This is a genomic window from Xanthomonas pisi DSM 18956 (assembly GCF_001010415.1).
Taxonomy (GTDB): Bacteria; Pseudomonadota; Gammaproteobacteria; order Xanthomonadales; family Xanthomonadaceae; genus Xanthomonas; species Xanthomonas pisi.
In genome coordinates this window covers 22,833-39,271 of sequence record NZ_JPLE01000012.1, presented here as the reverse complement: position 1 = coordinate 39,271, position 16,439 = coordinate 22,833, and the positions used below count along the sequence as shown (strand labels likewise).

16 protein-coding genes and 1 other RNA gene are annotated in these 16,439 nt (G+C 66.3%); 13 read left to right on the top strand and 4 right to left on the bottom strand.

Going from position 1 to position 16,439, the window contains the following annotated elements; all coding sequences use genetic code 11:
• Nucleotides 1-134: 134 nt before the first annotated feature.
• The 4 genes from Y887_RS02525 to Y887_RS02510 are packed head-to-tail and all read left to right on the top strand — an operon-like array spanning nt 135 to nt 4,702.
• The gene (locus tag Y887_RS02525) at nt 135-2,546 is read left to right on the top strand and encodes a DUF1631 domain-containing protein (RefSeq protein WP_046962852.1); all 2,412 of its coding nucleotides are present in this window, start codon (nt 135-137) and stop codon (nt 2,544-2,546) included.
• A complete protein-coding gene (locus Y887_RS02520; protein ID WP_046962851.1) occupies nt 2,543-2,890 on the top strand; it encodes a PilZ domain-containing protein in 348 nt (115 codons plus the stop codon). Before Y887_RS02525 ends, Y887_RS02520 begins: the two co-directional genes overlap by 4 nt.
• Before the next feature lie 60 nt (nt 2,891-2,950).
• The gene (gene pepQ / locus Y887_RS02515; protein WP_046962850.1) at nt 2,951-4,276 is read left to right on the top strand and encodes a Xaa-Pro dipeptidase; all 1,326 of its coding nucleotides are present in this window, start codon (nt 2,951-2,953) and stop codon (nt 4,274-4,276) included.
• Between the two features lie 30 nt (nt 4,277-4,306).
• Entirely contained in the window at nt 4,307-4,702 is a 396-nt protein-coding gene (locus Y887_RS02510; protein WP_046962849.1) for an XVIPCD domain-containing protein, read from the top strand.
• Nucleotides 4,703-4,942: 240 nt separating this feature from the next.
• Here the strand turns inward: Y887_RS02510 and Y887_RS02505 are convergent, their stop codons facing one another.
• Entirely contained in the window at nt 4,943-6,274 is a 1,332-nt protein-coding gene (locus tag Y887_RS02505; RefSeq protein ID WP_046962848.1) for an aminopeptidase P N-terminal domain-containing protein, read from the bottom strand.
• 14 nt (nt 6,275-6,288) lie between these two features.
• Nucleotides 6,289-6,831, bottom strand: a complete 543-nt coding sequence (locus Y887_RS02500) for a YecA/YgfB family protein (protein ID WP_046962847.1) — start codon at nt 6,829-6,831, stop codon at nt 6,289-6,291.
• Nucleotides 6,832-7,066: 235 nt separating this feature from the next.
• On the opposite strand from Y887_RS02500, the gene Y887_RS02495 reads away from it, so the two are divergent.
• The 8 genes from Y887_RS02495 (at nt 7,067) to Y887_RS02465 (ending at nt 11,936) form a co-directional block, all read left to right on the top strand.
• Complete coding sequence (locus tag Y887_RS02495; RefSeq protein WP_039410450.1) at nt 7,067-7,288, top strand: TIGR02449 family protein; 222 nt, start codon at nt 7,067-7,069, stop codon at nt 7,286-7,288.
• Entirely contained in the window at nt 7,285-7,584 is a 300-nt protein-coding gene (locus Y887_RS02490; RefSeq protein WP_046962846.1) for a cell division protein ZapA, read from the top strand. Before Y887_RS02495 ends, Y887_RS02490 begins: the two co-directional genes overlap by 4 nt.
• Nucleotides 7,585-7,680: 96 nt before the next feature.
• Nucleotides 7,681-7,864: non-coding RNA, 6S RNA (gene ssrS, locus Y887_RS18530), on the top strand.
• Nucleotides 7,865-8,550: 686 nt separating this feature from the next.
• On the top strand, nt 8,551-9,141 hold the full coding sequence (locus Y887_RS02485; protein WP_046962845.1) for a 5-formyltetrahydrofolate cyclo-ligase: 591 nt from the start codon (nt 8,551-8,553) through the stop codon (nt 9,139-9,141).
• Entirely contained in the window at nt 9,138-9,608 is a 471-nt protein-coding gene (locus Y887_RS02480) for an EVE domain-containing protein (protein ID WP_046962844.1), read from the top strand. The genes Y887_RS02485 and Y887_RS02480 overlap by 4 nt, the downstream gene beginning before the upstream one ends.
• A gap of 99 nt (nt 9,609-9,707) precedes the next feature.
• Nucleotides 9,708-10,355 (top strand): ribose-5-phosphate isomerase RpiA, encoded by a 648-nt coding sequence (gene rpiA, locus Y887_RS02475; RefSeq protein WP_046962843.1) that lies wholly within the window; start codon nt 9,708-9,710, stop codon nt 10,353-10,355.
• Nucleotides 10,356-10,568: 213 nt separating this feature from the next.
• Nucleotides 10,569-11,015, top strand: coding sequence for a DUF192 domain-containing protein (locus tag Y887_RS02470; RefSeq protein ID WP_046962842.1), 447 nt, complete (start codon nt 10,569-10,571; stop codon nt 11,013-11,015).
• 75 nt (nt 11,016-11,090) lie between these two features.
• Nucleotides 11,091-11,936: a SirB1 family protein gene (locus Y887_RS02465; RefSeq protein ID WP_046962841.1), complete on the top strand. Its 846-nt coding sequence runs from the start codon at nt 11,091-11,093 to the stop codon at nt 11,934-11,936.
• A gap of 147 nt (nt 11,937-12,083) precedes the next feature.
• Here Y887_RS02465 and Y887_RS02460 read toward each other — a convergent pair whose 3' ends face one another.
• Nucleotides 12,084-12,296, bottom strand: a complete 213-nt coding sequence (locus Y887_RS02460; RefSeq protein WP_372365861.1) for a rubredoxin — start codon at nt 12,294-12,296, stop codon at nt 12,084-12,086.
• A 51-nt stretch (nt 12,297-12,347) separates the two neighbouring features.
• On the opposite strand from Y887_RS02460, the gene thiE reads away from it, so the two are divergent.
• On the top strand, nt 12,348-12,971 hold the full coding sequence (thiE, locus tag Y887_RS02455) for a thiamine phosphate synthase (protein WP_046962839.1): 624 nt from the start codon (nt 12,348-12,350) through the stop codon (nt 12,969-12,971).
• A gap of 281 nt (nt 12,972-13,252) precedes the next feature.
• Here the strand turns inward: thiE and Y887_RS20630 are convergent, their stop codons facing one another.
• A complete protein-coding gene (locus Y887_RS20630) occupies nt 13,253-16,435 on the bottom strand; it encodes an outer membrane beta-barrel protein (RefSeq protein WP_046962838.1) in 3,183 nt (1,060 codons plus the stop codon).
• Nucleotides 16,436-16,439: the final 4 nt, after the last annotated feature.

Genomic DNA, 16,439 nt, shown 5'->3' with positions numbered 1-16,439 from the left:
GGCGGTGGACGCACTCACCTGCCGATGCACACGCGCAGGACATCGACGCATCGCGTGCCAGCGCCCACAGGGTCGCTGGGCGATGGGAAAACATGCTACATAGCTCACGCTTCGCATCGAGCCCGCCCTCCCGGATGTCCACGCCCGCCTCTTCCCTGCAGCCCACACTCAGCGGCCCGATCGCCGCGGCACCGGTGTCCGCGCGTGGCCGCCGCCTGCTGGGCATGCTGCATGCGCACTGCGTGCAGGCGCTCGGTGGCCCGCTGCGATTGACCATCGTCGAGCTGGAGCGCGCGCTGCTGCATCAGGCCGAACATGCGCGCAACAGCCAGATCCAGGCCGACACATACGCGCAGATGCGCAGGCTGCGCGATCACATCGACCAGTTCCCGCAGCTGTTCCTGCAGCATCTGGCGCAGGATCTGGCGACGCTGCGCGATCGCCCCAGCCTGACACCGCCGGCCGAGATGGCGGCTCAGCCGCAGATGCTGACCCTGGTGGAAGACACCGATATCGACCGCGGTATCGTGCTCAGCGACATCGCCCGGCGCGAAACCTCACGCCGGGCCGATGCGCTGCAATTGCTGGCGCAGCGGCTGGCGGTGATCGGCGCGGTGCCGGAGTTCGAGCTGGATGCCCTGCCGCTTGGCCCCTACGCGCTGTGCCGGATCGTGCGCGAGTGCGGCCAGACCCTGGGCCTCAACCTGGAGGGTCAGCTGGCGCTGTACAAGGTGTTCGAACACCAGGTGATGGATCGACTGGGCGACATGTACGAGCGCGCCAACGGCACGCTGGCGCAGGAAGGCATCCTGCCCGGGCTGATCTACCACCCGTATCTGGTCAGACCCACGCAGGTACAGACACGTCGCAGCTTGCCGGGCAGCGCAGCTGCGCCCAGCGGGGCTGCCCCCTCGGGCACGCCCGGCGCCGCGCAACGCAGCCCGCGCCCGGCCACGGCCTGGAATGGCCATTCCACACCAACCGCATGGCAGAGCGCGCTGCTCGATGCGCACGGCACTTCCGCGATTGCGCCCATCGCATCGGCAGCCGCGCAAGCGGCCTCACCCGCACTGGACGATGTGGCCCACGCGCTGGGCGGCTTGATGTCCTCGGCCCGCCAGTCGCAGGCGGCGGGCGGCGCTCGTGCACAGCCGGGCGGCGCGCCGGGCAGCCTGGCGCAGGCGGCGGCGCAAGCGCATGCGCAGCCCGCTGGCCCGGCGCCGGTCAGCGTGCCCAAGGCAGCGCTCGGCGAGGCGCTGGCCAGCCTGCAGGGCGCGCTGAGCGCACAGGCGGCTGCAACGCCGCAGGCCGCCGGCATCGATGCGGTGCAGCGTCAGGTCCTGGAGCTGCTGCGCGCCGAGCACGGTGCACAGGCCGCGCTATCGCCGCAGGACAACGACACCTTCGATCTGCTCGGCCTGCTCTACGCGCAGATGCAGCGCGAAGTGCGCGAGCACACGCCGGCGCAGGCACTGCTCGCCAAGCTGCAGGTGCCGGTGGTGCGCGCCGCCTTGGCCGACACGCATTTCTTCGTGCGCGACCAGCACCCGGTGCGCGAGTTGCTCAACACCGTGGCCGAGTCCGGCGCGGTATGGCTGGGCGAAGACGATATCGACCCGCAGCTGTTGCACAAGCTGGGCAGCGCGGTCGACAGGATCGTCAACGACTACCAGGGCGACGAGGCGGTGTTCGCCGCCGCCAACGACGACATCCAGACCCATCTGCGCAACCTGGCGCGCAAGGCCGAGGTGGCCGAACGCAGGCATGTGGATGCCGCACGCGGCAAGGAACGGCTGGAATCGGCCAAACAGCAGGCGCAGGCGCGCATCGAGCAACTCTGCCAAGACAGCGCGCCGCCGCGCTTCGTGCAATCGCTGCTGCGCCAGGCGTGGTCGGACGTGCTTACGCTCACCTTGCTGCGGCAGGGCGAACAATCACCCGAATGGAACGAGCGCCAGGCCCTGACCGCACGCATCGCCGAGGTCACCTGCCGCAGCAAGGGCCTGCCGACCGACATCGCGCTGGGGACCGATGTCGAAACGGCGCTGCTGCAGGTCGGCTATCACCACGATGAAGCGGCTGCGATCGCGCGGCGCCTGTCCACGCCCGGTGGCGAGGACGAACTCACCTCGCGCACCGAACTCACCGCCAAACTCAAGGCGCGTGCCCGCCTGGGCGATCAGGGCGACACCGTCACGCGCAAGCCGTCCACCACGCCACGGACGCCTGACGAGGAAGCCTGCTACGTGCAACTGCGCAGCCTGCCCTTCGGCACCTGGTTCGAATTCGTGATCAATCAACAAGGCGATCTGCGCCGGCAACGCCTGTCCTGGTACAGCCCGATGACCGGCAACGCGTTATTCGTCAATCAGCGCGGGCAAAAACTCGGCGAGCAATCACTCGATGGCCTGGCGCGGCTGATGGCCAGCGGCCAGGCCCGCTTGCTGGTGGAAGAAAAGTCGCGGCTGATCGATCGCGCCTGGCATGCCACCGTGCGCACGCTGCGCAGCCTGGCCGGCCACTCCCCCGATGAGGCATCCGCATGATCCAGGACACCCGCCGCGCTCCGCGCCGCCAGCCCAGCGACCTGGTGCCGGTGGTCGACATGCTCAGCGAAGCGCAGATCGGCCGGGTCGGCAATGTCTCCGAAACCGGCATGCTGCTGCTGGCCTCGGTTCCACTGCACGAGGACGCGCTGTATCAGCTGCGTTTCAGCCTGCCCGAACGCATCGGACGCGCCACCGAAATCGATGTCGGCGTGCATCTGCTGTGGTCCGAAGCCGCGCATGCGCCGGGGCAGGCCTGGGCAGGCTTTCGCTTCCTGAGCATGTCCGAGCCGCATCGCCTGCGCCTGCGTGCGTGGATCGCCGAAGAACACATGGTCGGCTGACCGATTCACAGGGTTTGCGGCAAACTTGCGGCCTGCCCTGCACCGCCGACCGAGTTCCGCATGACCCAGCCTTCCATGAGCCGCCTGTATTCCGACCACCTGCGGACGCTCAGCGCGCGCGCCGATGAAGCGTTGCAGCGCGGCGGTTTCGATCACCTGGTGGTGCCCAGCGGCACCACGCATTACCAGGTGTTCGACGACCGCGATTACCCGTACGCGGTCAACCCGCAGTTCAAGACCTGGGTGCCGCTGACGCGCATCCCCAACAGCTGGCTGATCTACACACCGGGCCAGCGCCCGACGGTGATCTTCTATCAGCCGTTCGACTACTGGCACGTGGTGCCCGACGCCCCCAGCGGCTGGTGGGTGGAGCACTGCGACATCCACATCATCCGCACTCCGGACGAGGCATTGAAGCTGCTGCCCACGCGCAGCGAACGCTGCGCCATCCTGGGCGAGGCGCGCAGCGCCTTGGGCGCCTACGTGCCGAACAACCCGCAGCCGGTCATCGATTACCTGGACTATCGACGCGCCTTCAAGACGCCGTACGAACTGGCGCTGATGCGCATCGCCCAGCAACTGGCCGTCCGCGGCCACCGCGCCGCCGAAGCCGCGTTTCGCGCTGGCCAGAGCGAATTCGGCATCCACATGGCCTACTGCGCGGCAGTGGGCCAGGATGCCAACGAGCTGCCGTACGGCAACATCATCGCGCTCAACGAACACGGTGCGGTGCTGCACTACACCGAGCTGGGCCAGCACGCCCCGCAACCGCTGCGCAGCTTCCTGATCGATGCCGGCGCGTCGGCACACGGTTATGCAAGCGACATCACCCGCACCTACGCCGCCGACACCGGCAGCGAATTCCAGGCCCTGATCGATGCGGTGGATGCCGCCCAGGTGCGCATGGGCCAGAGCGTGCGCGCCGGGGTGGATTACAAGCAGCTGCATGTGGACGCGCATCTGGCGCTGATGGGCATCCTCAAGGAATTCGGCATCCTCACTGTGTCACCGGAGGCTGCATTGGCCACCGGCGTCAGCGCCGCGTTCTTCCCGCACGGCCTGGGCCACCTGATCGGCTTGCAGGTGCACGATGTGGCCGGCTTCGCCGCCAGCGACCGCGGCGGGCGTATCGAGCGCCCCGCCGGCCACCCGTATCTGCGCCTGACCCGCGTCCTGGAACCCGGCATGGTGGTGACCATCGAGCCCGGCGTGTACTTCATCGACATGCTGCTGGACGAGGTCAAAAAGAACGGCCACGCCGCCAGTGTCGACTGGCAGCGCGTAGGGCAGTTCAAGCCTTACGGCGGCATCCGCATCGAAGACGAGGTGGTGTGCACCGATGACGCACCGGAAAACCTGACCCGCCCGGTCTTTGCCGCACCTTAAGATGTGCATTGCACAGCACGGAGCATCGCCATGAACGATCCACGCCAGACCTCGCACCCGGACCACCCGATGTATCAGCAGATCGAACGCGGCGTGCATGCGATCGACGCCGCGCACGGGCGCGCTCCAGACCAGACCAGCGCGCGACTGACCGCTGCCTTGCTGCCACTGGCGAAGGAAGGCGGGCTGTCTCGCGTGGATCACGTGCTGATGAGCGAAGCGAACAAGACCGGGGTGCACGGCGGCGAAAACGTGTTCGTGGTGCAGGGCGACCCCGCCAACCCGGCACATCTGCGCGCGCACATGAAAACCGAGCAGGCGCTGGCCATGCCCGAGGAACAATCATTCGAGCGCGCGCGGCAGATCGCCGCACCTGGCGAGGCGCTGCAACGGCCGGAGCGCACGCAGACGCCGCAGCTGGGCTGATGAAACCACCGGCGCGTCGTGCCTGCGGCGCGCCCGGCAACGGTCGCCTCCACCGAGCCCGAGGTGCGTTGGATGCACGCCGGGCGGACGATTGCATCCATCGCGCCTCTCGAGTCGCACGTGCGATTGCGCCGTCGATCACCCGCCTGGGGAGATGCCTCTCCAGGCCAGGCGCCCTGCGGCGTTGTGAAGGCGCCAACGGCAAGGCGGCCGGCGTCCTGCCGAGCCATCCGCCAACACTTACCCGCCGATGCCGGCCATCTCCGCTTCGATTGCATCGGCGCTGCGCGCCAGCGCATCGGTGATCACGCGATGGCCATCGCCGGTGATCAGCACATCGTCTTCGGTGCGGATGCCGATGCCGCGCCACTTGGCATCCACGCTGGCATCGTCGGCCGACACATAGAGCCCCGGTTCGATGGTGAACACCATCCCGGGCTCCAGCAGCCGCGAATCGCCGGCCAACCGGTAATCGCCAACGTCATGGACGTCCAGGCCCAGCCAGTGCCCGGTCTTGTGCCGATAGAAGCGCTTGTACTGCTCCTCGGCGATGTTGCGCTCCAGCTTGCCCTTCAGCAGGCCCAGGCGCAGCAGCCCCTCGGTCAGGGTTTCCACCGCAGCCAGATGGCCGGCTTCGTATGCCACGCCGGGGCGTGCCTGTGCGAGCGCGGCCGCCTGCGCGGCACCGACCACGTCGTGCAATGCGCGCTGCGCGGGCGTGAAGCGGCCATTGACCGGAAAGGTGCGGGTGATGTCGGCCGCATAGCCGCGGTACTCGGCGCCGGCATCGATCAGCACCAGGTCGCCGTCGCGGCTGCGCGCGTTGTTGGCGCGGTAATGCAGCACACAGGCATTGCTGCCGGTGCCGACGATGCTGCCGTACGCCGGCCACGCATCGGCAGCGCGGAACACGCGCTCCACCTCGGCCTGCAGCTCGTATTCGTGCACGCCCGGACGCGCCAGCCGCATCGCCGCACGATGCGCGCGCACGCTGATATCGGCGGCCTGCTGCATCAAGGCGATTTCGTCGCGCGATTTGAACAGCCGCTGCTCGTGCAGCAGATGTCCCAGCTCAAGGAATTCGTGCGGCGGCTGCGCGCCATGACGCACCTGCTCGCGCACCCGCTTGAGCCAGCCGATCAGCTTGAGATCGAAATCGACATCGCGCCCGAAGTGGTAATAGACCCGGCTGCGGCCTTCCAGCAGGCCTGGCAGGATGTCGTCGACATCGTCGATGGGGTACGCATCGTCCATGCCGTAGCGTTCCACCGCCCCTTCCTGGCCCTCGCGCGGGCCATCCCAGGCTTCGCGCTCGGCGTCGCGCTCGCGGCAGAACAGGATCGCTTCGCCATGCTTGCGGCCGGGCACCAGCACCAGCACCGCTTCCGGCTCGGGAAACCCGCTCAGATACCAGAAGTCCGAATCCTGCCGGTACGGGTAATGGGTGTCGTGGCTGCGGATGCGTTCCGGCGCGGCCGGCAGGATCAGGATGGCCTGCTCGCCGGCCATCTGCATGAGCTGCTTGCGCCGGCGCGCGTATTCGGCCGCGCCGATCCCGGTGAGCTTTTTCATGGCGGTGCAGCCGATCAGTTCAGGCGTTGACGGAACCGCGGCCCCATCACGCAGTCGCCGTGCAGCAACAGCACGGCCACGCGCACGAACTCTTCGATCTCGGCCAGCGCGGTGTCGTCTTCTTCGCCGGCATCGAAGTCGTCGCTGGAGGCCTGCGCCAGACGCGCCAGATCCTGCAACGCCTCCTCGCCCTCTTCGCTCAGCGCCGGGCGCTGTTGCGCGGCCAGCCCGAAGCCGCCCAGAAACGCGCGGCACCAGTCGAACAAGGCATCGGTGCGCGCCGGCAGCGGGGCGCCGTCTTCGACCAGCAGCAGCTCGAACGCGAAATCGCGATCTTCCAGCTGCGCCACCGTGGCCTGGCGCAGCTGATCCAGCGCGCCGCCCTGCTTGGGCGCCACCTGCGCGGTGTCGGCCAGGATGCGCGCCAGCCAGTCGCCGCTGTCGGCGCCACCGCCGGACAGCCATCCGCATAACCCGCCATGCAACTCCGCCGCAGAGGACGCCAGCGCGAGCTGACGACTTTCAGTTTGCACAGCGGTTACGTCAGGCAGGTCCATCGAGTCATCCAGGCTAAGGGCAAAAGGCACCCGCGCGTGCGGGCGATCAGACTTCCCAGTGTATCAAGGCACCCCGCGTCGGCCGCTACCGCGACGTTCCATGCAGCGTTCCACGCACGATGTTCCAGGCTGGCGCGACCCGGACCGAGGCCTTGGCGGGCTTGGCCTGACGGCGTGCGAGCACGCCCTCACTCGGCGCTTGACCGCCGCGCGCGCGCGCCCCTATCGTGAGCGCATGGACAACGCCGCCGCCCTCGCCCAGATCCGCGCACTTGCCGCCCGCGTGGAAGCGCTGGTGGAGCGGACTCAACGGCTGACCGACGAAAACCGCAGCCTGCGCCATCAACAGGAACAGCTGATCGGCGAACGTTCGCAGCTGCTGACCAAGAACGAGCAGGCACGCTCGCGGGTGGAAGCGATGATCGTGCGGTTGAAGTCATTGGAGCAGCACACGTGAGCACCACCGAGCCGGTCAGCGTGCGTATTCTGGATCGTGAATACACGGTTGGCGTCACTGCCGACGAGCGCGAGAGCCTCACCGCCGCAGCGCGGTTGCTGGATCTGCGCATGCGTGAGATCCGCGGCAGCAACCGGATGGCCGCAGTGGATCGCGTCGCCGTGCTGGCCGCACTCAATCTTGCGCACGAGCTGCAGCAGCTGCGCGATCAGCAGGCGCTCTACGATCGCGAATTGGCCAATACGCTCGACACCTTGAATCGGCGTCTGGACAGCGTTGCCGACACGCCACGTTGAGGCGTACGTCGCACTGCCGTCGCAAAGATGAACTTTGCAGGGCGCGCGCCGACGAATGGGCTAGCCATCGCGCAACAGAGGTCTATAATTCGCCTGCGTTCTCTGCTGTAAACGACAGCGTGCAAAACATTCGCCTTGTCCCTTAATTACGACCACGGGGGCGCGACGAAGCCGGGTGTGCAAGTCCGCCTTGTAGCGGGAAGCCCGATGGCCTCACAACGTCCCCACTTGAACCCCGGGTTCAAGGTCGTTTCGCCCGCATCGTCATGGCGGAGAATGCAAATCTGAAACGGCGCCTTCGGGCGTCGTTTCTTTTGGTGCATCTGGTTCTTTTTGTGCGTCCGTTGCTTGTCTCTTGCGCACCCATCGCTTGCGACTGAGGCCTGAGCTTGACGTGATGCGTTGTGCGCTTGCACGCCCTCAGCACTCGCGCACAGACGCGTTGCCGTGCGCGCACGCCGATTGGCATCGTAACGGTGCGACCCTCCCCGCCGCCATCGATACCTGCTGGCATCGGAGATGCACGAACCCGAGCCCAACGTCAGCGAATCGACACCCAGTGCGGTGCAGGCGCCGTGCATCGTGCGTCTGGTCGTGGCCGCGCCTCACCTGTCTTCGTCCAGGCGATCGCTGGTCAAGCCAGCTGGCGTATGCGCACCGCCTGCTCCTCGAGTGACCAAGCCCGACCCTTGCCGCGCGCAGCGGTCGAACCCATCGCGCCCACGCGCGCCTGCAAGCATGGCCGACGTGCCGATCGCGCGACCGTTGCATCAGCGCCGGCGCATGACCTCGCGCAAGCCATGCAATCACGCGACATCCGATGAGATTGATCGGCAAGAGCACACATCCGCAAGGCGCAGCTCACCGAAGACGCGGTGGACCACCGGCGCGCCACTCCGGCCGCAGTGCTAGGCAGGTGGACGCCTGCCACCGACAATATGCCTCCCTCACCGCTGCGAGACATCGATGACCGAGGACCGAGAGGCGTTGCGCCAGCAGTTGCGCGCACAGCGGCGCAGCCTGCCGGCCGCGCAGCGTCTGGCCGCCGCCGATGCATTGGCGGAACGCTTGCTGGCGCTGCCGTTTGCGCCGCAGACCGGCGCGGTAGCCGGGTATTGGGCGATGGATGGCGAGATCGCGTTGCATCGCTGGCAACTGAGCCTGCCGGCCGGCGTGCGTTATTGCCTGCCGGTGCTGGACGGGAGCGTGTTGCGCTTTGCGCGATGGCGACCGGGCCAGGGCCTGGTCAGCAATCGCTACGGCATTCCCGAGCCGAACGTGGAGCGTGCCGATACGCTTGCCCCTGAAGACATGGCGCTGGTGGTCACGCCGCTCACCGGTTTCGACGTCGCGTGTCGGCGGCTGGGCATGGGGGGTGGCTGGTATGATCGCAGCTTCGCGTTCCGGCATCGCCAGGCGCCGCCACCCTGGCTGGTCGGCGTCGGCTTCGCCGCGCAACAGGTACCTGCCTTGCCGACCGAATCCTGGGACGTGACGGTGGATGCCATCTGCACCGAACACGCCACCTTCCTGAAAGACGACAGCCTCTCTGTATGACTGCCCGCAAGCGCTACTGGTTGATGAAGTCCGAGCCGGACACGTTTTCCATCGATGATCTGGAGCGTGTCGGCACCGAGCCGTGGAACGGCGTGCGCAACTATCAGGCGCGCAATTTCATGCGCGATGGCATGCAGGTCGGCGATGGCGTGTTTTTCTATCACTCCAACTGCAAGGTACCCGGCATCGTCGGCCTGGCCAAGGTGGCGAGCGCGGCGTACCCGGACGACACCCAGTTCGACCCCAAGTCCGATTACCACGACCCCAAGGCCAACCGCGAAGATCCGCGCTGGATGCTGGTGGACGTCGCGTTCGACCGCAAACTCAAACGCACGATTTCGCTCGATGAGATCAAGCAGCACGCCGATGCGCTGGGCGAAGGCTTCCCGCTGATTGCCCGCGGCAACCGGTTGTCGATCCTGCCGGTGACCGCCGCGCAGTGGAAAGTGTTGCTGGCGATGGAGTAGCCGTGATTGGGGATTCGGCAATGGGGATTCGCCCATCGCCGCCCCACGTGACCTGCTCTTACCAATCCCCAATCCCGAATCACTAATCCCGAGCCCCAAATGTCCGAAGCAAAACGCCTGGCCGCCGAGAAGGCGATCGATTACGTGGAAGACGGCATGATCGTCGGTGTCGGCACCGGGTCGACGGTGGCCTACTTCATCGATGCGCTGGGTCGCATCGGCCATCGCATCAAGGGGGCGGTGTCCAGCTCCGAGCAGAGCACCGCGCGCCTGCGCCAGCATGGTATCGAGGTGCTGGACCTCAACCACACCGGCAACCTGTCGCTGTACGTGGACGGCGCCGACGAGTGCGACCCGAACCGCTGCCTGATCAAGGGCGGCGGCGCAGCGTTGACGCGCGAGAAGATCATTGCCGAAGCCAGCGAGCGCTTCATCTGCATCGTGGACCCGAGCAAGCAGGTGCCGGTGCTGGGCAAATTTCCGCTGCCGGTGGAAGTGATTCCGATGGCGCGCAGCCTGGTCGCCCGCCAGATCCTGGCGCTGACCGGCGGCCAGCCGGTGTGGCGCGATGGTGTGGTCACCGACAACGGCAACGTGGTGCTGGACGTGCATCACCTGCAGATCACCGACCCGGTCGCGCTGGAGCGCAGCTTGAACCAGATTCCCGGCGTGGTCTGCGTTGGTCTGTTCGCGCGTCGCCCGGCCGATGTGGTGATCGTCGGCGGCGAACCGCCGCGCGTGCTCTGACTCGACTCACCGCTGCCAGCTAGCGGCGCAGCAGAGTGCATTCGGCGGCATGCCTCGTGCCCTTGGGCCGCAAGCGGCCAGCAGCCGGGCCGCAGATCGGTCATCGACTCGACCTGGACGCCTGCGCGAGACACGCGCGCGGCGATGCACCGGCTTGACGCGCGCCGGTGCATGACAGAAGGTGCGCCATCCCTCGCCCCGTCGGTATGCCGCATGCGCCCTGTCCGCTTCCTCGTTCTTGCATGTCTGATCCTGCTCGGCGGCTGCGCCAGCAGCGGTCCGTGGGTGGAACTGGCCGGCACGCGCTATCAGGTGGAGCTGGCGCAGAACGCTGCCGACCGCACCAAGGGGCTGATGTTCCGCGATGCCATGGACGAGGATCGCGGCATGCTGTTCATCCACGACCGCCAGGAACCGATGGCGTACTGGATGAAGAACACCAAGATCGCGCTGGATATCCTGTATTTCGACGACCAGCGCCGGTTGGTGTCCCAGCAGCGCGACGTGCCGCCGTGTTCGGCCGGCGATGCCTGTCCGCCCTACCCCAGCAGGGCGCCGGCCCGCTATGTGCTGGAGCTCAATGCCGGCCAGGCGGCCAAGCTCAACCTGCAGGACGGGACCGAGCTTGTTTTCAGCCCGGATATTCCCAAGCTGAAGTGATTCACAGCGATGCGGTGTCTCCTGTCAGGAAGTACCGGACTTGAACCCCGCGCCGCTTGCCGACACTCTGTCGGCATGGTCGACATGCTCCCACTTCCCCATTGGACCGCGCTCGCCAGCCTGGACGACGATGCGGTGCCGTTGATGTCCACCGCGCTGCTGATCGCGCGCGACGAGTATCCGCAGCTGGACGCCGAGTTGTACGACACGCTCGTGCAGAGCCACGTCGAGCACCTGCGCCGCGAGGTGGATGCGATCGATCTGTGGCCATTGAAGATGGCGGCGGTCAATCGCTACCTGTTCGATGAGCTGGGCTATTCGGGCAATCACGACGAGTACTACGACCCGCGCAACAGCTATCTCAACCAGGTGTTCGAGCGCCGGCTGGGTAACCCGATCTCGCTGGCGATGGTGCAGATCGAAGTCGCACGGCGCCTGGGCATCCCGCTGGCCGGGGTGTCGTTTCCTGGCCATTTCCTGGTGCGGCTGCCGGTGGACGACGGCGTGCTGGTGATGGACCCGTTCAATGGCGGCCGCCCGCTGGGCGTGGACGAATTGCGCGAACGCGCGCGTCCGCATCTGGGCGGCGAAATTCCCGACGACCGCGCCCTGGCGCAGATCCTCGACCCCGCCCCGCACCGGGCGATCCTGATCCGCATCCTGCGCAATCTGCACGGCGTCTACGCCGATGCCGAACACTGGGACCGTGCCGCACGCAGCGCCGACCGCATCCTGAAACTGGTGCCCGACCAGCCCGAAGCGCTGCGCGACCGCGGCATGGCGTATCTGCACCTGGGCCACCGCAACGGTGCGCGGCACGACCTGTCGCGCTATCTGCTGCTCAATCCCAGCGCCCAGGATGCTGCAAAGCTGCACGAGCATCTGGTGGAGCTGAACAGTCAGCGCGCGCGGGCGCATTGACCGGGCGGACGGCAACGGCTCGCCAGCTGTCAGGCTGTCCAGGTAGAGATCGTTTTTCGGTTCTCAGGGTCAGAAGGCGCAAGCTCCCCCTGATAACCGCAGTGCCGTCGCAGCACGTAACTGCTTGACGGCGGCCCTTTACGGCACTCAGTCGATCTCCACCATCTCGAAGTCGTCCTTGGTCACGCCGCAGTCCGGGCAGGTCCAGGTGTCGGGCACGTCTTGCCAGGCGGTGCCGGGGGCGATGCCTTCTTCGGGGATGCCGTCGGCCTCGTGGTAGAGAAATCCGCAGACGACGCACATCCAGGTGCGGTAGGTGGTGGTGGATGTGTCGCTCATTGGATAATCGCGGTCACGCAACGGTGGGGCCTGCATTGTCCCATCCCATCCACCGCTTTCGGAAGCGCTGCCATGCCCAACCGCCTTAACGTCCGCGGCGTTTACCTGATTACGCCCGATGAGCCCAACACGCAGCGCCTGCTGCTGCGTACTGTGCCGTTGCTGCCGTGGATCAGCTGGCTGCAATACCGCAACAAGCAGGCCGATGCGGCGCTGCGGCTGCGCCAGGCCACTGCCTTGCGCGAGGCCTGCGCAGCGCAGGGTGTGCCATTGATCATCAACGACGATGCGCACTTGGCCGCGCAGGTCGGTGCACAAGGCGTGCATCTGGGCGAAGACGATGGTGAGGTGGCGGCAGCACGTGCGCTGCTGGGCGAGCAGGCCATCATCGGGGTGTCGTGCTACGACGAGATCGAACGCGCGCGCCGCGCAGCCGTAGCGGGCGCCAGTTACGTGGCCTTCGGTGCGTTTTTCCCCACCACCACCAAGCAGACCAACCGGCGCGCGACGCCTGCGTTGCTGCAGCAGGCTGCCGAACTGAAGTTGCCGCGCGTGGCGATCGGCGGCATTGCGCCGGCGCAGGTGCCTGAGTTGGTGACCGCGGGCGCCGACTTGATTGCCGTGGTCAGCGGCGTGTATGCGGCACCGGATCCGGTTGCAGCCTTGCAGGCGTATCGCGCAGGGTTTGGGTCTTAGTACGGCAAGCGTTTTGGCTTGCAGGCTCAAGCTAATGGTGGGCTGGCAAGGGCCCTGCAGTAAACGCGAAGACATCGAGTGCGCGATGTCACCAGACAGTTGGTCAATCGTCTTGGGCAGATATCCGTGATGCAGGGCAATGCGCTCAGCCAAGTCATCGCTCAGGCGGCGTGTTCGCACTCATCAGAATGATGTCGATTTGAGCGCCATCCCCCCCCAAAAAAACAGCGACGCGTGCCATCACGCGTCGCTGCCGGGACTGCGGTTATCGAATGACGTGATTAGAAATCGTAGCTCAACGTCACCCGGCCCGAGCGCGGCGCCTGATAGGCCACGACCTGGTCCCAGAGCGGGTTGGTGGTGTTGTCGGGCAACTGCGAGAACGGGTAGATGTTGGTCGCAGTCTGTTCGTTGGTGATGTTGAACACATCCAAGCGCAGCGCCAGCTTGCCGGCGGCGAACGCCGGCTTGTAGGTCACGCCCATGTCGAGCTGGGCGATCCAGCCCAGGCGGCCCTGCGAGCCCGGAGGCGATGCACTGCCGGTGCCGGTTTCCGGGTTGTAGCAGTAGTGGTACGGCCCACCGGTGATCGCACTGCCGCCGTAACCGGCCGGATCGCGGCCACTGTACTCGGTGCCGTAGTAGTTACCCAGGCAGTTATGCGGCGCACCGGAGATCAGGCTGAAGTTGGCCGAGGCGCCCCATTGCGGGTTGAACTGGTAGAAGCCGAACAGCTTGAGCTGATGACGGTGGTCGTTGGATTGATCGCCGTTGAAGTGCTCCATCAACGCCGCATGGTCCCAGCTTTGCGTGGTCGAGACCGAGGCCTGGCCCTGGTAGCTGCCCAGCGCGCCGCCGGTGCGCCACAGGTCCGAACGCACCTGGCCTTCGGTGGTGCCGTAGCTATGCGACCAGACGTAGTTGACCTTGGCGTACCACTGGCCGTCGAACGGACGCTCCAGATTGAATTCCACCGCCGAGTAGTTGCGCTTGAACTTCGGGAACCCCGCCGCCTCGCGGCTCACCGACACTTCGTGGAACTGGCCATCGGTGCCGATCACGCCCCAGGTGTTGGTCTGGCCCGGATTGATCAGCGATGCGCCGGCCACCTGCGAGAAGTCGATGGTGACACCCTGCGCAGCCGCCGCATTGATCAACGCGGTGTTGGAAACGTCGTAGTTCTGATCGTCGATGCCGGCATTGAGCCGACGATGCGTGCCGCGCACGCCCAGCACCCAGCCGCTGTCCAGCTGCTTGGTGAAGCCGAGGATGACCTCGTCCTGGTTCTCGCCTTCGATGTCCTTGGCCACGGCGGTGCGTACATCGGCAATGCGGCCGAAACGCGAGTTGGCCGATACCGCGGAGCCCAGTTGCTGCGCCAGCACCGGCGTGCCGTCTGCATTGATGCCGCTGTAGGTGAAGTAAGTGTCGGTGGTGGTGGCCGGGGTGAACAGGCTCACCGCCGACAGCGGCAGGCCGAGGTAATAGCGCCCGAGGTTACCGAACACCTTCAGGCTGGAATCGCCATTGACGTCCCAGCTGAAACCCAGCCGCGGCGCCCATGCATTGTCGACTTCGATGTACGGGTCGCCGAACGGGGTGTAGTTGGTGAACTCGTCCTTGCGCAAGCCAAGGCTGAGCAGCAGGTTGTCGGTGACCTGCCACTTGTCTTCGATGTAGTAGGCGCGCTGTTTCGCCTCGTACGAATACAGGCTGGTGTTGATGTTGCGCACCACGTAATAGCCGCTGGAGCCGTTCACCGGATCGACCAGACCCGGGCTCGGTGCGCCGATGCCGCCAGCTTCGTTGGCGGACTGGCTGACCAATCCGCCGGTCGCCAGCCCGTTGGGATCGTTGGTCTGGCCGTAGGTCCACGCAAAGCCCGGGCCGGACAGCACCGAGCCGACGTCGATGCCTTCGGACTTCTGGTTGTCGATACCGAAGTTGAGCGTGTGATGGCCGATGCGCCATTCCAGATTCAGGCGCTGGTTGTCTTTCTTGTATTCGCGGTCGGGCGAACTGACCGACGTCACCAGCTGGTTGCCGATACGCGGCGTGCCGCCGGTGTAGGCCGGATTCTGCAGCGCGGCGCTGTTGATGACCGGGCCATTGGCCGCGTTGTAGTTGAACGGAGTCAGCTCGTCGGGCGTTGTCATCTTGCCGTACAGCGCGGTCACCGTGAGGTTGTCGCCGAGGTAGCCGGTGTACTTGCCGGTGAACAGCGTGGGGCCGGTTTTCCAGGTGGATTCGTCGGTGAAATAGCTGCCGCGCTGGCGGTCGACATAGTTGTAGCGGTAGATCGAGCCATTGGTTTCGGCCTTGTCGCTGGCGCCGGTCACCTCGATCAGGTGATTGTCGGTGATGTTCCAGTCCACCTTGGCGTACCAGCGCTTCTGCTTGTAGTCGTAATCGGTGAGGCCGCCGGTGCGACCGTTGTCGGTGTCGCGATTGGTGCCCACGCGTACGCCGTCCGAATCGACCTGCTCTGCGGCCAGGAAGAAGAACAGCTTGTCCTGGATGATCGGCCCGCCGACATAGGCGCTGTAGGTGGTCTGGTTGGCTTCGGCCTCGCTGGCCGGTTGGTACAGGCCGTTGGCCGCGCGCGCATAACGGTAGGCGGCATTGTTGACGGTGCTGCCTTGGCTGTCCGGGCGCCAGTAGATATCGCGCTGGTTGGCGCGCAGGCCGTTGGGCTCCCAGATGACGGCGGCGCCAAACTTCCACTCGTTGGTGCCGCGCTTGCCGATCTGGTTGATCACACCGCCATTGGAGCGGCCAAACTGCGCGCCGTAACCGCCGGTGAAGATTTCCTGCTGGTCGATGGCGCCGTATGGCAGGGTCAGGCCGCCCAGGTTGTTGCTGATGGTGGTGGTGTTGAAGCCATTGAGGTAGTAGGCGTTTTCGCTGGCGGCCGAGCCACCGAAGCTGGGCAGCGAGCCGCCGAGCGGTCCGTTGTCGAAGCCGCCGCTGTTGACCACCACGCCCGGTGCCAGCAGCGCGATCGCCTCGGCGGTGCGGCCCAGCGGCAGCTGCGCCAGCTGTTCGGAGGTGACTACGGTGCGGGTGTCCACGCTGCTGACGTCGATGGTGGCCAGGCTGGCGGCATTGACGGTGACGCTGTCCAGGGTCTGCAAGCCGCTCCCCGCGGCGCTGGCGGCAGCAAACGACACATCGGTGTTGGCGCCGACGGTGATGCTGACGTTCTCGCGGGTTTCCACCACCGCGCCGTCGCGCTTGACCGTCACCTTGTAGGTGCCCAACGGCAGGTTGCCGGCGCTGTAACGGCCGCGCGCATCCACCGGCACTTCGCGACTGAGGCCGCTGTTGTTTTCCACCACCACGCTGGTGCCATTGCCCTGCCCCACGCTGCCGACGATGCTGCCGGTGGTCGACTGCGCGTGTGCACTGCCGATGGCCACAACCAGCGCCAACGCCAAGGCACGCTTCTGGATACTACGGTTCATGCTT